This window comes from Aeromonas sp. s5 (assembly GCF_040907865.1).
Lineage (GTDB): Bacteria > Pseudomonadota > Gammaproteobacteria > Enterobacterales > Aeromonadaceae > Aeromonas > Aeromonas dhakensis.
Window position 1 is genome coordinate 1 of record NZ_JBFOCO010000020.1, and the last position, 15,466, is coordinate 15,466.

At 63.2% G+C, this 15,466-nt stretch carries 8 protein-coding genes; 5 read left to right on the forward strand and 3 right to left on the reverse strand.

Annotation, left to right across the window (positions count from 1 at the left end):
- Together AB5Y94_RS11385 and AB5Y94_RS11390 are read left to right on the forward strand one after the other, a co-directional pair.
- On the forward strand, window positions 1-6,156 hold a 6,156-nt coding region (locus tag AB5Y94_RS11385), incomplete at its 5' end, for a VCBS domain-containing protein (protein WP_368205544.1).
- 294 nt (window positions 6,157-6,450) lie between these two features.
- Window positions 6,451-7,395 carry a chemotaxis protein CheV gene (locus AB5Y94_RS11390; protein ID WP_005297781.1) on the forward strand — a complete coding sequence of 315 codons (945 nt, stop codon included), beginning with the start codon at window positions 6,451-6,453 and terminating at the stop codon, window positions 7,393-7,395.
- Window positions 7,396-7,480: 85 nt separating this feature from the next.
- Here the strand turns inward: AB5Y94_RS11390 and AB5Y94_RS11395 are convergent, their stop codons facing one another.
- Window positions 7,481-8,080: an arylesterase gene (locus AB5Y94_RS11395; RefSeq protein WP_017763955.1), complete on the reverse strand. Its 600-nt coding sequence runs from the start codon at window positions 8,078-8,080 to the stop codon at window positions 7,481-7,483.
- Here AB5Y94_RS11395 and AB5Y94_RS11400 point away from each other — a divergent pair.
- Together AB5Y94_RS11400 and AB5Y94_RS11405 are read left to right on the forward strand one after the other, a co-directional pair.
- Window positions 8,079-8,801: an ABC transporter ATP-binding protein gene (locus AB5Y94_RS11400; protein WP_368205545.1), complete on the forward strand. Its 723-nt coding sequence runs from the start codon at window positions 8,079-8,081 to the stop codon at window positions 8,799-8,801. The two genes, AB5Y94_RS11395 and AB5Y94_RS11400, sit on opposite strands and share 2 nt — an antisense overlap.
- The gene (locus AB5Y94_RS11405; protein ID WP_368205546.1) at window positions 8,801-11,248 is read left to right on the forward strand and encodes an ABC transporter permease; all 2,448 of its coding nucleotides are present in this window, start codon (window positions 8,801-8,803) and stop codon (window positions 11,246-11,248) included. The genes AB5Y94_RS11400 and AB5Y94_RS11405 overlap by 1 nt, the downstream gene beginning before the upstream one ends.
- 93 nt (window positions 11,249-11,341) lie before the next feature.
- Here the strand turns inward: AB5Y94_RS11405 and AB5Y94_RS11410 are convergent, their stop codons facing one another.
- Window positions 11,342-12,247, reverse strand: a complete 906-nt coding sequence (locus tag AB5Y94_RS11410; RefSeq protein ID WP_368205547.1) for a TIGR01777 family oxidoreductase — start codon at window positions 12,245-12,247, stop codon at window positions 11,342-11,344.
- A gap of 246 nt (window positions 12,248-12,493) precedes the next feature.
- Between AB5Y94_RS11410 and AB5Y94_RS11415 the strand changes: the two genes are divergently transcribed.
- A complete protein-coding gene (locus tag AB5Y94_RS11415; protein ID WP_368205548.1) occupies window positions 12,494-14,026 on the forward strand; it encodes an EAL domain-containing protein in 1,533 nt (510 codons plus the stop codon).
- Window positions 14,027-14,094: 68 nt separating this feature from the next.
- Here the strand turns inward: AB5Y94_RS11415 and AB5Y94_RS11420 are convergent, their stop codons facing one another.
- Window positions 14,095-15,276 (reverse strand): PLP-dependent aminotransferase family protein, encoded by a 1,182-nt coding sequence (locus AB5Y94_RS11420; RefSeq protein ID WP_005297787.1) that lies wholly within the window; start codon window positions 15,274-15,276, stop codon window positions 14,095-14,097.
- Window positions 15,277-15,466: the final 190 nt, after the last annotated feature.

Here is a 15,466-nt window from a genome sequence, read left to right on the forward strand (position 1 = left end):
AAGGTGCAGTACCTGGGCGAAGGCGAGACCAAGGTCGAGACCTTTGTGGTCGAGTCTGTCGATGGCACTACCCATACCGTGACCATCACCATCACTGGTGTAAACGACAGCGCCGTCATTGGTGGTGTCGACAGCGGCAACGTGGTGGAAGACGAGACCAACCCGACCCTGACCGAGAGCGGCACCCTGAGCGTGACCGACGTGGACGGGGCGGACGAAGCCAAGTTTGTGGCCGGCAACGGCACTCCGAGCGCGGGCGCACTGGGCAGCCTCTCCATCACCGAAGGCGGCGCCTGGACCTACAACGTCGACAACAGCAAGGTGCAGTACCTGGGCGAGGGTGAGACCAAGGTCGAGACCTTTGTGGTCGAGTCCGTGGATGGCACTACCCACACCGTCACCATCACCATCACCGGCGTGAACGACAGCGCCGTCATTGGTGGTGTCGACAGCGGCAACGTGGTGGAAGACGAGACCAACCCGACCCTGACCGAGACCGGTACCCTGACCGTGACCGATGTGGACGGCGCCGACGAGGCCAAGTTTGTGGCCGGCAACGGCGTGGCCAGCACTGGCGCGCTGGGCAGCCTGACCATCACCGAAGGCGGCGCCTGGACCTACAACGTCGACAACAGCAAGGTGCAGTACCTGGGTGAAGGCGAGACCAAGGTCGAGACCTTTGTGGTCGAGTCTGTCGATGGCACTACCCATACCGTCACCATCACCATCACCGGCGTGAACGACGCTGCCGTCATTGGTGGCACTGACTCCGGCAACGTGGTGGAAGACGAGAGCAACCCGACCCTGACCGAGACCGGCACCCTGACCGTGACCGACGTGGACGGCGCCGACGAAGCCAAGTTTGTGGCCGGCAACGGCGTGGCCAGCACTGGCGCGCTGGGCAGCCTGACCATCACCGAGACCGGCGCCTGGACCTACAACGTCGACAACAGCAAGGTGCAGTACCTGGGTGAAGGCGAGACCAAGGTCGAGACCTTTGTGGTCGAGTCCGTGGATGGCACCACCCACACCGTCACCATCACCATCACTGGCGTCAACGACAGCGCTGTGGTTGCGGGGGATGACCTGGGTGCAGTGACCGAAGATCTGAACGTGGTCGGCGGCAAGCTGAGCGACAGCGGCGTGCTGACCATCAGCGATGCAGACCAGGGTCAGGCCAAGTTCGTGGCCGGCAACGGCACCCCGAGTGCCGGTGCACTGGGCAGCCTGACCATCACCGAAGGCGGTACCTGGAACTACAACGTTGACAACAGCAAGGTGCAGTACCTGGGCGAGGGCGAGACCAAGGTCGAGACCTTTGTGGTCGAGTCCGTGGATGGCACCAGCCATACCGCCTCGGTCACCATCACCGGCACCAACGACGCACCGACCCTGAGTATCGACAAGGGGGCCGTGGTCTCCGAAGAGGGGCTGGCCGGCGGCATTGCCGACACGGCAGGCAGCAGCGATACCACCGACAGCGTGGCCGCCAGCGGCAAGATCACGGTCGGCGATGTTGACAGCCAGGATACCCTCACCATCAGCCTGAACGGGCCGGCTGGCCTGACGGCTGGCGGTGCCGCGGTGCAGTGGAGCTGGAATGCCGCTACCAAGGTGTTGACCGGTTATACCGGCACTCCGGGCGGCGCCGATTACAAGGCGGTCATGGATGTGAAGCTGACCGCACCTGCCGGCAACGGCAAGGGCGACTGGAGCTACGACGTGACGCTCAAGGCCCCGCTGGATCATCCGGTCAAGGGCAGTGAAGACGTACTCAACTTCCAGATCGGTGTGACCGTATCGGATGGCAAGACCACCACCACCGGCAGCCTGCCCATTTCGGTCGAGGACGACTCACCGGTGGCTGGCGACATGGCGGCCGTCTCTGTCATCAAGACCAACATCCCGGATACTCTGACCGGCCTGTTTGATCTGACCAAATACAGTGGCAGCAACCAGACGACCCTGAATGTGAGCGGCTTCAGCATCACGGCGCTGGGCTTTACCTCGTCGACCAACTCGGCCCTGACGACGGCCAATGTCAACGGTTCCAGCGCCGGCCTGGGGGTTTCCAGCGTTGGTTCACCGAACCACAACCTCGCCAACGAGGTGGACTTCCGCCACTTCGCAGACGGCACTTCGGCATCCGAGCAGCTGATCATCAAGCTGGATGCGGGCAAGGTGGCCTATGGCGCCAACATCAAGTTCAGCCAGATGTTCGGTGGCGAGCTGGAGAGCGGGGTGGTCGAGTTCTACCGCGGCGGCGTGCTGATCGGTACCCAGACCTTCAGCTCCAACGCGGCGGGTGGCGACTATGCCGGCAACTTCCAGGTGCAGCAGGGTGGCTTCGATACCATGGTCATCAAGGCCACCAACAATGGTAACGGCCTCTACGCAGACAACAGCGACTTCACCGTGAAGAGCATCGAGTTCCTCGGGGCGACCACGGCACCGGCCATCGCCTACGGTTCCGGTACGGTTACCCCGCAGTGGGGCGCCGACGGCAAGGGCTACATGCAGCTGGTCGGTTCTACCGAGACCGGGCTGACCACGGCGACCGGCAAACTGATCACCACCTCGATGGAATCGGCCAATACCCTGATCGGCACGGCCAGCGATGGCACCCTGGTGTTCCGTCTGGAATTTACCCCGGCCACCGGCAAGTGGGAGTTCTTCCAGTATCAGAACATGTCCAAGCCGCTGGGCGATGGCGACATCGACTTCCAGGTCAAGGTGGTGGATGGCGACGGCGACTACAGCCTGGGCTCTTTCGCAACCAAACCGCTGTTTACGCCCATCGTGCAGTCGGTCTCCAGCGAGAGCGCGACCGAGGGTGGCAACCTGCTGCACACGGTAACGCTGTCGGATGCGACCCAGGAAGCGACCCAGTATGACTTCAACATCAAGGGCAGCGGCGCCAATCCGGCCTCCAGCCTTGATTGGGGCACCGCCCAGTTCAGCAACGGGGTGACCTACAACAGCACTACCGGCAAGATCACGGTGCCGGCCGGGGTGTCGGGCTTTACTGTGACCATCCCGACAGTGGACGATCGTCTGGTCGAGGCGAATGAAACCCTGACCGTGACCGTTGGCGGCCAGAACGGCACCGGTACCATCATCGACAACGATCGTGCGCCGGTGACCACTGGTGGTTACAGTGCCGGCAAGGAAGATACGCCGCTGGTGCTGAAGTGGGCCCAGTTTGGTGCCAGCGATGATCAGGCAGCCTCCGACCTGAGCGTGCAGATCAATACCCTGCCGCTGAACGGCAAGCTGGAGTACCTGAACGCAGCCGGCCAGTGGATTGCGGTGAAGGTGGGGGATCTTGTCTCCTACGCCGATATCGACAGCGGTCACCTGCGCTTCGTGCCGGGCCTCAACGAGTCGAGCACCAATGCCAGCAACGGCAATGGCGTCGTGACCGGCAACCTGCAGGGCGACTACGCCAGCTTTGGTTACCAGATCAGCGACGGCGCCAACCTGAGCAACAGCGGCAAGCTGGTGATCGATATAGCGGCGGTGGCGGACAAGCCGGTGGTCGACATCAGCCTGACCGGCAACGGTGTACCGCTCTATAGCCAGTACCCGTCGTCCGGCATCTCCACCGGGGCGTTCCAGAGCGGCAACTTCAACAAGGGCAGCTTTGGCATCACCAGCAGCTTTACCGACAGCACCACCACTCAAGACAGCGTGGTGGGTACCAGCGGCAACGACTACATCGTCAGCGTCAAGGGCGGCGGAGATTACTTCGTCGGCGGTGCAGGCAATGATGTGCTGGTTGGTGGCAACTCCACCTCAGGTGACACCCTCGACGGCGGTACCGGCAACGACATTCTGGTGGCCGGGCTGGGTGGCGACACCCTGTATGGCGGCGCCGGGACCGACCTGGCCGTGCTGATGGGGTCGCGCGCCAACTATGTCATCGAGCGCAGAAGTGACGGCGGTTTCAACTTCCTGGTCAAGGAGAACGGCGTCACCATCAGCAAGTCGCTCTACGACATCGAGCTGGTGCAGTTTGATGACGGCATCTACCAGTTCAACCAGACCGACGGCACCCTGACGGCGGTACCGCCCAGCGTGGTGGATTATCCGCTCGAGATCAGCGCCTCCCTGACCGACCGGGATGGCAGCGAGCAGTTCGACAGCCTGGTGCTGACCGGCATGCCGACGGGGTCGACGCTGTATCAGGGCTCCACCGTGCTTGGCACTGTGGGGGCCGATGGCAAGCTGACGCTGACCGGTCTGTGGAACCAGAGCGCGCTGGACGTCAAACTGACCGGTCTGACCCTGCGGGTGCCGGGCAGCAGTGCCGGCCAGTTCGACCTCAAGGTCGAAGCCATCGCCAAGGAAGTGGCGACCGATCAGACCAGCAGCGCATCGGATCAGGATTCGATCCGCATGAGCTACTTCCTCTCTACCGAAGGGGAGCCGGGCGATCAGAACCGTACCTACGGCAGCGAACACAATATCGTGGTCGGGGATCTGGATGGCAGCGTGGTGCTGCCGGGCCAGAACTACAACATCGCCTTTATGGTCGACAGCTCGGGCAGTATCGGCACCAGTGCCATGAACACCATCAAGAGTCAGCTGGCGCAGATTTTCTCCAGCCTCAAGGCGAGCGCAGGCAGCGAGGGGGCTGGTACAGTCAACATCATGCTGGTTGACTTTGATGCCCTGTCGAACGCCAGTATTAGTGTGAACCTGAAGGACAGCAATGCCTTGAGTCAGCTGCAGTCTGTCATTGACTCGATGAGTAGCGGGGGGGGGACCAATTATGAAGATGTGTTCAAGACGGTTGCCAACTGGTTCAGTAGTTCTACGGCTCAAAGTAACAGTAATGCCAAGAACCTGACCTACTTCATTACCGATGGTCAGCCGACTTATTACCTCGGTAGCGAAGGCTCCAACCCGAGAGTATTGAATTTCTCAGGCAGCAGCTATGACGTCTATCTCAACAGTCTGCTTGGTGGCACCTATATTCCGGGCCGGGTGTATAGCTCCAATGGTTACACCATCATCGACAGCGCGGGCCGAGTGTATGCCGATGGTAGATACAACAACCCGATCGGTTTTATGCGTCCGGATGGCAGGGGGGGATATACCTACTCAACACTGGATGGTGATGGCAGCACTACCTCCAGCTCAACCATCAATAACTCGGTAGCAGGTTTTGGGCTGCTTACTGGGATGGGGGTTACGGTAGAAGCGATCGGGCTGGGAGCCAACATCTCCTACAACGATCTCAAGTCATACGACTCTGACGGTGTCATCATGACCGGTGTCAACGCCAACGACCTGGCTAACGCCATTCTGGGTACCTCGGTGAACAACCTGCCGGGCAGCGACCGGATCGACGGCGGTGCCGGTGACGACATCCTGTTCGGTGATGCCATCCACTTTGCCGGTATCAACGGTGAAGGCTACGCGGCCATCAAGCAGTATGTGGCCGGCAAGCTGAGCGCAGGCTCGGTGACCGATGCCCAGGTCCATGACTACATCACGGACCATGCCAGCGAGTTTGATCAGTCCTCCAGCAACGACAAGGCGGACGTGCTGATCGGCGGCGATGGCAACGACATCCTGTTTGGTCAGGGGGGCGATGACTTCCTGTTCGGCGGGGCTGGCAACGACATCCTGTTCGGTGGTGCCGGCAACGACACCCTGTATGGCGAGAGCGGCAACGATACCCTGTACGGTGGCAGCGGCAACGACACCCTGTTTGGCGGCATCGGCGACGATACCCTGAGCGGTGGTCTGGGCAATGACATCCTGGTCGGCGGGCTTGGCAATGACATCCTCAAGGGGGATGGCGGTGCCGATACCTTCACCTGGCTGCAGGGCGATACAGCTGCGGGCAGCGTGGCCAAGGACTACGTGGTCGACTTCTCCAAGGCGGAGGGTGACAAGCTGGATCTGAGCGACCTGCTGGATCACGACGGTTCTCGCAACCAGAACGATCTGAAGAGCCTGCTCTCGGTCTTCCAGGATAGCGAAGGGGTGCATCTGCAGGTCAAGGAGAGCAGCGCTGCCCCCGTGACCCAGGAGATAGTGCTGATGAACCACACGTTCGACAGCCTCACCGGCAGTGCGGCGGCCACCTCGTCTCAGGTGATCGACTACATGCTCAACAACAACATGCTGGATATCGACAAGTAATCCGGTCGACCCCAGGCAAAAAGCGGCAGAGCAATCTGCCGCTTTTTTTATGGATGGCGATACCGGGCTGGCTTTCAGCTTATCCCCAAAGGGAGTAATCGTGCGCCAGGTGCGGGTATTTTCGTGAATGACTACTGACAGGTTTGAAGAGAGCATGGGCGCGAGCGGAGTCTCGCTTTTTTTAATCAAGTTCAGCCATCATCTGGCCGACATAGGATAAGAATACGGGTCGTGTTGGGATTCTGACCCTTCTATACTATGGCGAGACTCGGGCAACGGACGTAAGGGCTTTATATGGCGAGCATATTGGATTCGGTGGATCAGCGTACCCAGTTGGTAGGGGAGAACCGCCTGGAGCTGTTGATGTTCCGTTTGGGATCCCAGCAGCTGTTTGCGATCAACGTGTTCAAAGTACGGGAAGTAGTCAAGCTGCCTCACCTCAACAAGATGCCCGGTGCACACCACAACATCAGCGGGGTGGCCAACATCCGTGGCACCTCCATTCCGGTGATCAATCTGCGCAGTGCCATCGGCATGCGCCCCATGCCCATCGATGCCGAATCCAACCTCATCATCACCGAGTACAACCGCACCATTCAGGGCTTTCTGGTCGGCCAGGTGGCCAACATCGTCAACATGACCTGGAAGGACATACTGCCGCCACCGCGTTCGGCCGGGCGGGCGAACTACCTGACCGCCATCACCCGCATTCCGGAGGACGGTGTCGACCAGATCGTCGAGATCATCGACGTGGAGAAGGTGCTGGCCGAGATCATCACCTACGACATCCGCATCTCGGAAGAGGTGCTGGATCGGGATATTCTGCCGGAAATGCATGGCCGCAAGGTGCTCATCGTCGACGACTCCAGCACGGCCCGCAACCTGGTGCGCGAGACCCTGGGCCAGCTGGGGCTGGAGGTGATCGAATGCCAGGATGGGCTGCAGGCGCTCAATCTGCTCAAGGGGTGGTGCGATGCGGGCAAGAAGGTGACCGACGAGATCCTGCTGATGATCACCGATGCCGAGATGCCGGAGATGGACGGCTACCGGCTGACCCACGAAATTCGCAGCGATGCCCGCATGTCCGATCTCTTCATCACCCTCAACACCTCTTTGAGCGGCAACTTCAACGAGGCCATGGTCAAGAAGGTGGGCTGCGATCGCTTCATCTCCAAGTTCCAGCCAGACTTGCTGGTTGGCGTGGCTCAGGAGCGGCTGCGTCAGATCCTGGAGCGCTGATTCAGGAGCAATAAAAAATCCCGCCAAGGCGGGATTTTTTATTGGGCCGTTAGACCCGGATGGCGGACGAGGCGCCATGGCAGACTCATTGGGTCAGCAGCGGCTCGATGAAGCTGGCCACCCGGTCGCGGATCTGCGGCTGGGCGGCGGCGGTGGGGTGGATGCCATCGTTCATCATGAGTTCAGGGCGCAGCGCAATATCATCCATGAAGAAGGGCATCAGCGGCAGCTGGTTGGCGCTGGCCAGTTCCGGGAAGATCTGCTCGAACTGGCGCAGGTAGCGGGCGCCGTAGTTGCGGGGCAGCTGGATCTGGGTCAATACGGTGTTGATCTGCTGCGCCTTGGTCAGGGCCACCATCTTGGCCAGGTTGTCCCGGGTGATGGCGGGGGCGAACCCGCGTAGCCCATCGTTGCCACCCAGTTCGATCAGCACCCAGTCCGGTTGATGTTCCTTGAGCAGGGCGGGTAATCTGGCCAGCGCCCCTTGCGTAGTTTCACCACTGATGCTGGCATTGATAAGCTGATGTTTACCCCCCTGCTGCTGCCATTTCTGATTGAGCAGGGCAGGCCAGCTCTGCTCCGCCGGCATCTGATAACCCGCACTCAGGCTGTCGCCCAGCACCAGCAGGGTCTGGGCCTGCACCGATGACACCAGGCAGCACAAGGCAAACAGGAAACGCGTCATGAATTCAACTCCCATTATCAACGTCAAGGGCCTGGGCAAGACAGTGCGCCTGGGCCAGGAAAGCCTCACCATCCTTGAAGGGATCAACCTGCAAGTCAATAGCGGCGAAACGGTGGCGCTGGTCGGTGCCTCCGGCTCCGGCAAGTCCACCCTGCTGGGGCTGCTGGCCGGGCTGGATCTGCCTAGCCAGGGGGATATCGAGATCCTCGGCCAGTCGCTGCTTCAACTGGACGAGGAGGGGCGTGCCAGGCTGCGGGCCGAGCAGGTGGGGTTCATCTTCCAGTCCTTCCTGCTGCTGCCCACCCTGAGCGCGCTGGAGAACGTCATGCTGCCCGCCGAGCTGCGCGGCGAGACCCGCTGCGAGCCGCGGGCTCGCGAGTTGCTGGCGGCGGTCGGCCTCAATGAACGGCTGCACCATCTGCCGCCGCGTCTCTCCGGCGGCGAGCAGCAGCGGGTGGCCATCGCCCGCGCCTTCATGACGAGGCCCAGCCTGCTGCTGGCCGATGAGCCCACCGGCAACCTCGACAGCAAGACCGGGGAGCGGGTGATCGAACTGCTGTTCGAGCTCAACCGCGAGCACGGCACCACGCTCGTGGTGGTGACCCATGATCACGACCTGGCCCGGCGTTGCCAGCGGCAGCTGGTGATGACGGCGGGGCAACTGGAGGCGGCTGTGTCAGCATCCGAAGACGCCTCTGCAGCAAGAGTCAGGGAGCTGTGATGAGTCAGTGGCGACTGGGATTGCGCCTGTTGCGGCGCGAAGGATTCAACGGCGAACTGCGCTGGTTCGTGCTGGCGCTGGCGCTGAGCGTGGCCTGTGTGCTGAGCGTGGCCCTGGTGGCGGATCGGCTGGATGCCGGGCTCAAAGCCTCGGGGCGGGACTTTATCGGTGCCGACCGGGCGCTGCGTTCGGCCACGCCGGCGCCGGCCGGCTGGCTCGAACAGGCGGTCAAAACGGGTCTGGCGGTGCAGACCACGGTCAGCTTCAACAGCATGCTGTTTCATGGGGATGCCCTGCAGCTGGCCTCTATCCGCGCCGTGCCTGAGGATTTCCCCTTCTACGGCAAACTGGAGTTGACCCCCCAGCGGGCACCGGCACCCGGCGAGATCTGGCTCTCCGCCCGGGTGATGCAGCTGCTGGCGGCCAAGCCGGGGGATGAGCTGGAAGTAGGCAATACGGTGCTCAAGGTGGCGGGAGTGCTGGGTCAGGAGCCGGATCAGGGCTTCAGTCCCTTCCTGCTGGCGCCGAGGGCGTTGATCCACAGCGCCGATGTGGAGGCGACCGGCGCCCTGCTGCCGGGCAGCCGCCAGCAGTGGCGCTACCTGTTCAAGGGCACCCGCGAGCAGGTGGCCGAGTATGAACGCTGGCTCAAACCCAGGCTCAAGGCGGGGCAGAAGCTGATCAAGCCGGATGACCAGGGCTCTCAGGTAGGCCGCTCGCTGGCCAATGCCGAACGCTTCTTCCGGCTCGCCTCCCTGGCCGGGGTGCTGCTGGGAGCGCTGGCCATGGGCATCGCGGTCCGTCACTTCGCCGAGCGCCAGACCAACATGGTGGCGCTGCTCAAGACGCTCGGCGCGTCGCGGCGCACGCTTTGGCAACTGATGGGCACCCTGCTGCTGTCGCTGACCCTGGTCGGCGCCCTGCTCGGTCTGGTGGCGGGCAGCGCCATGCAGTGGCTGACCCTGCATCTGCTGGGCAACCTGCTGCCGGCCGATCTGCCGCCGCCGTCGTGGCGCCCCTTTGCGCTGGGGCTGGCAGTGGCCTTCTTCATCACCCTGCTGCTGGCCTTCGTGCCCTTCCTGCGCCTGCTCAAGGTGCCGCCGCTGCGGGTGCTGCGCCGCGAGCTGGAGGCGGGGATCCCGCCCTGGCTGGCGCTGCCGGTGGCGCTGCTCGGCCTGTTTGGGCTGGTGTGGGGCTTCACCGCCGATGCGACCCTGGCGTTGGGGCTGATCGGCGGCATGGGTCTGCTGATGGGGCTGCTGGCAGTGATCGCCTCCTTGTTGCTGCGACTGGGTCGCCGGGTACAGGGCCCTCACGCGCTGCGGCTGGCCATCAGCCACCTCTCCCGCGAGCGGGGCAGCGGTCTGTTCCAGCTGGCGGGCTTTGCGCTGGCACTCATGCTGTTCGGTCTGTTGTGGGCGGCGCGGGTCGACCTGCTCGGCGAGTTTTCGTCCCGGCTGCCGGCGGATGCCCCCAACCGTTTCCTGGTCAACGTGGCAGACGGGGAGCGGGAGGGGATCCTGGCCGATCTGCGCCAGGCGGGGGCCGTGACTTCGGACTTCTACCCCATGGTGCGTGGCCGGCTGGTCAGCATCGCCAGCGAGGCGGTGCGCGACACGGATGAAGATGGCCGCGAGGGGGTCAATCGCGAGCTCAACTTCACTACCACCGCCACCCTGCCGCCGGACAATACCCTGACCGCAGGACGCTGGCTGGACGGCCCCGGCCAGGTATCGGTAGACAAGGATCTGGCCAAGCGGCTCGACATCGCCCTCGGCGACACCCTGGGCTTTACCATCGAGGGGCGCAGCTTCAAGGCGAAGGTGACCAGCCTGCGGGCCATCAAGTGGGACAACATGCGCCCCAACTTCTACATGATCTTCTCGCCCGACGTGCTGGCTCCCTTCTCCCAGACCTGGCTCGGCAGCTATCGTCTGCCGGAGCAGGGGCGGGTGGCCGAGGTGGAGCTGATCCGCCGGCACCCCACGGTGAGCCTGATCGACGTGGACGATTTGATCGTGCGGTTGACGGCGGTGTCGGATCAGGTGAGCCGGGCGCTGGGGCTGATGCTGGGGCTGGTGACGGTGGCGGCGCTGCTGGTGCTGCTGACCCAGACCCAGGCCAGCATGGCCCACCGGCGCCGGGAGCTGCTGCTGATGCGCACCCTGGGGGCCGGCAGCGAGCTGCTCAGGAAGATGCTGCGCTGGGAGCTGGTTGCCAGCGGCCTGCTGGCGGGGCTGTGCGCCGCCATGGTGGTCGAGCTCTGCTCCCTCGGCCTGCAGTGGTGGTGGTTCGAGGGGCAGTGGCAGTTCCACTGGGCCATCTGGGCCGGTCTGCCGTTGCTGGGTGCCGTGTTGGTGACGCTGGCCGGGCAGGGCATGCAGCGCCAGCTGCTGGCGGGCACCCTGAGCGATCGGCTGCGGGGACTGGGGCAGGGCCTGCTCTGAGCACCAGATCCTGCGCGGATGCCGCGAGGCACAACAACAATCAGCCCGGCCAATGGCCGGGCTGATTGTTATCCGGTTGGCTGAAGAGCCCGGTCAGCGGGGAGTGCTGAGCAGATTGGCAAGGGCCTGGGGCAGCTCCGGGTAGGTGAAGTGGAAGCCGGCCTGCTGCAGACGGGTCGGCAGCACCCTCTGGCCGGTGAGCAGCAGATCGGCCGCCTCGCCCATCAGCAGCTGCAACAGGGGGGCTGGCACGAAGAAGAGGTGCGGCCGGTGCAGGGTGCCGGCCAGAGTCTGGCTGAACTCGCGGTTGCTGACCGGCTGCGGCGCTGTGCCGTTGAACAGGCCGTCGCACTTCTCGTGATCCAGCAGGAACAGGATGGCGCGCACCAGATCCTGAATGTGGATCCAGCTCATGATCTGGTTTCCCGTGCCCATGGGGCCGCCGAGGCCGAGGCGATAGGGAGGCAGCATCCTGGGCAGGGCGCCGCCGTCGGTGCCGAGCACCAGCCCGATGCGCACGATGCAGACCCGGGTATGCTTGCTGCGGGCCTCGCGGGCCAGGGTTTCCCACTGCTGGCAGAGCTGATGGGTGAATTCGTCGTGAGGGGTCTGGCACTGCTCGTCCAGCGGCTCATCGCCCTGGCGGCCATACCAGCCGATGGCGGAGGCGTTGATCAGCACCCTGGGCGGGGTGTCGGAGAGCTTGATGAGATCGACCAGCTGTTCGGTCAGCAGCCAGCGGCTGTCGCAGAGTTGCTGCTTGCGCCGCTCGCTCCAGCGGCCGGCGGCGATGGGCTCTCCCGCCAGGTTGATGACCGCATCCACGTCGTTGAGGTTGTCGAGCCGGTCCAGGGTGTCGATCAGCTTGACGTCGTGGCCGAGCAGATCGTAGGCGCGGCTGCCCTGGCGGGTCAGCACCAGCACCTCGTGCGCCACCTTGAGGTGGGCCACCAGGCGGCGACCTATAAAGCCCGTCCCGCCCGTGATCAATATTTTCATATCCAGACTCCCTGACGCTGTTGGCTCTACTCTAGTGGGCCTGCGCAAGATGAACAAGCAACTGTTTTTGCAAAGATTATAATCGTCACTGCAGACGTGGGCGGCACTCACCCAGGGTGTAAGCTGTCATGTCGCCTGCCCTGACGGGGCGCCTTGCCCTGTTGTCCAATGCATCAGAAGATGCTTGTCAGGAAAGGGGATAGGAGTAGACTCGTCCGCCTTTTCACCGTTGCTGCGAGGGGGAGTATGCCGTTTCGTCGTTTGAGGTTGCGCCAGTTTTATACCCGGCTGGGGGCGGCACTGCTGACCGGCCTGCTGCCCCTGCTGCTCGGCGTGCTGATCGTCTCCTGGCAGACCTTTGCCGGCATGAAACAGGATGCCGAAGAGCGCCTGCTCCATGCTCGCAACATGCTGGAGCGCACCCTGGATCACGCTCACCAGGCGGCCGCCATGGTAGAGGGCAGCGTCGGGCGTCCCTGCGAGGAGGTGGTGCAGGGGCTGCGGGATCAGGTGGCCACCATACCGGACGTGCGCACCGTCAACCTGGCCAGGGGGGAAGTGGTCTACTGCACCTCGCTCTATGGCTCCTATCATGGTCCCTTCAAGCTGGCCGACTACGCCAACGGCCAGCTGGATCTGATGCGGGGCAACCCGGTGACCCCGGATCGGCCTCTGGTGGTCTATCGCCAGCCGGTGGGGGAGTACAGCGTGCTGGTCGGAGTCGACGGTTACTATCTGCACAACATCCTCGACATGCTCAGCCGCAACTCGCCGCTGACCCTGGTGATCGGGGCGCAGAGCATGCTGGCCAACGGCCAGATCCATGACGAGGTGCCGCCCATGGTGCTGGGCTCGCTGGAGCAGGTCTCCGGCAAGTACCCGTTTCGGGTCGTCACCGAGCTCTCCTATGACGAGTACGGCAGCCACATCTGGACCTACTCCCGCGCCAGCCTCATCATCTATCCCCTGCTGGGGCTGGTGGTGGGCTGTCTGGTCTACTGGCTGACCGGCCGCTCGACTTCTCCCTCCCAGGAGCTGCGGCGGGCGCTGGATCAGCGGGAGTTCATCCCCTACCTGCAGCCGGTAGTGACTGGTGACGATGCCCACTGGAGCGGCTGCGAGGTGCTGATGCGCTGGCAGCATCCGCGCCAGGGCCTCATCTCGCCGGATCGCTTCATCCCGCTGGCTGAAGACAGCGGCCTCATCGTGCCCATGACCCGCCTGCTGATGGAGCAGGTGCGCGAACAGTTCGCAGGCCGAGTGCACAGCCTGCCCAGAGGGTTCCACTTCGGCTTCAACATCAGCGCCAGTCACTGCAAGGATCTGAGCCTGGTGGAGGATTGTCGCCAGTTCATCAACGCGTTTCGGGAGAACCCCGTCAAGCTGGTGCTGGAGCTGACCGAGCGGGAGCTGATCGTGGCGGACGAGACGACCGACCGGCTGTTTGCCGAGCTGCATCAGCTGGGCGTCTTCATCGCCATCGACGACTTCGGCACCGGCCACTCCAGCCTCACCTACCTGCAGCAGTTCCAGGTGGACTTTCTCAAGATCGATCAGAGCTTTGTCGGCATGATCGGCTCGGACGCCCTCTCCAGCCATATCGTCGAGAACGTCATCGATCTGGCGACCCGGCTCGGTCTGCAACTGGTGGCCGAAGGGGTGGAGAACGAGGTGCAGGCCGCCTATCTGCGGGCGCGTCAGGTGACCTTCCTGCAGGGTTATTTCTTTGGCCGGCCGATGCCGATGAAGGAGTTTGCCGCCCTGCTGGCGAAGGCCTGAGCCAGCCCGCCACCCATAAAAAAAAACCAGCGACCTTGGTCGCTGGTTTTTTTTCATCCCGAGGCCTGTCAGAGCATGCGGGCGAGGGCGCGGCACAGACGCTTGACCCCCTCCTCTATGGTGGCTTCATCCACGCAGGAGAAGCTCAGGCGCAGGGTGTTCTGGATCTCGGGGCGCACATAGAAAGGGGCGCCGGGTACGAAGGCCACTTTCTCCTTGATCGCCTCGTCAAACAGCGCCATGGCGCTGACGCTGGCGGGCAGGGTCAGCCAGAGGAACATGCCCCCTTCCGGCCGGGTATAGCTGACGCCGGGCGGGCAGTGACGGGCCAGTGCGGCCTCCATGGCGGCGCGCTGGCGGCCATAGACCTCCTTGATCTTCTCGAGGTGGGCGTCCAGCGAGTTGTCGATCAGGAAGCGGTGCAGCACTTGCTGGCTGAAGGCGTTGCTGTGCAGGTCGGTGGCCTGCTTGGCGATGGTGACCTTCTTGCGCAGCCAGTCCGGCACCAGCATCCAGCCGAGGCGGAAGGCCGGGACGACGGTCTTGGAGAAGGAGCCGAGCAGCACGGTATTGTTCGGCGCCAGCTTGGCGATGGGGGGCAGGTGCTCGCCCTCGAAACGCAGCTCGCCGTAGGGGTCGTCTTCCACCATCAGCAGCTCGTGGCGTACCAGCCGCTCGGCCAGCGCCTCGCGGTTGGCGCGGCTGTAGGAAACGCCGCTCGGGTTCTGGAAGTTGGGCACGCCGTAGAGCAGCTTGGCGTTGGAGCCACTTGCCAGCAGCGCATCCAGCGCCGCCAGATCCAGCCCCTCTTCACCCAGGGTGATGGGCTTGAAGGCAGGTTGATAGACGGAGAAGGCCTGGATGGCGCCAAGATAGCCAGGCTCCTCGATGATGAGGTCTTGTCCCTCGTCGATCAGCACCTTGCCCAGCAGATCCAGCGCCTGCTGGGAGCCGCTGGTGATGAGGATGTTGTCCGGATTGACCTGCATGCCGTGGCGGGCCAGATAGCGGTCGGCGATGTACTGGCGCAGCGGGGCGAATCCCTCGGTGGCCGCATACTGCAGGGCCGCGGCGCCCTGCTCGCGCAGCACGTCCTGGCAGGCCTGCTCGATGGCCTTGACCGGGAACAGGTGCGGATTGGGCAGGCCGCCGGCGAAGGAGATGATCTCCGGATTGGCGGCAACTTTGAGGATCTCGCGGATGAAGGAAGGCTCTACCTTCTCGAAGCGCTGGGCAAAAAAGGGCTGCATAGGATTCTCTCTGGCGTGGTGAGCGGTCGCTCCATTCGACCGCCAAGTTATCCGTTTGTATCAGATTTAAAAAATGAGGCAATGGCTGTAACAAAAATCGATAAAAAAGGGCAGGTTTGGCACCTGCCCGAATTTTATCGGCCGGGGAAGGCCGCGAGGCGTAAAAGCCCCGGTTCAGCGGCGAGATGGC

Excerpts from the sequence above, each read along its gene's own strand:
- AB5Y94_RS11390 (WP_005297781.1), top strand. The coding sequence starts at position 6,451 with ATGGCGAGCATATTGGATTCGGTGGATCAGCGTACCCAGTTGGTAGGG.
- AB5Y94_RS11400 (WP_368205545.1), top strand. The coding sequence starts at position 8,079 with ATGAATTCAACTCCCATTATCAACGTCAAGGGCCTGGGCAAGACAGTG.
- AB5Y94_RS11395 (WP_017763955.1), bottom strand. The coding sequence starts at position 8,080 with ATGACGCGTTTCCTGTTTGCCTTGTGCTGCCTGGTGTCATCGGTGCAG.
- AB5Y94_RS11405 (WP_368205546.1), top strand. The coding sequence starts at position 8,801 with ATGAGTCAGTGGCGACTGGGATTGCGCCTGTTGCGGCGCGAAGGATTC.
- AB5Y94_RS11410 (WP_368205547.1), bottom strand. The coding sequence starts at position 12,247 with ATGAAAATATTGATCACGGGCGGGACGGGCTTTATAGGTCGCCGCCTG.
- AB5Y94_RS11415 (WP_368205548.1), top strand. The coding sequence starts at position 12,494 with ATGCCGTTTCGTCGTTTGAGGTTGCGCCAGTTTTATACCCGGCTGGGG.
- AB5Y94_RS11420 (WP_005297787.1), bottom strand. The coding sequence starts at position 15,276 with ATGCAGCCCTTTTTTGCCCAGCGCTTCGAGAAGGTAGAGCCTTCCTTC.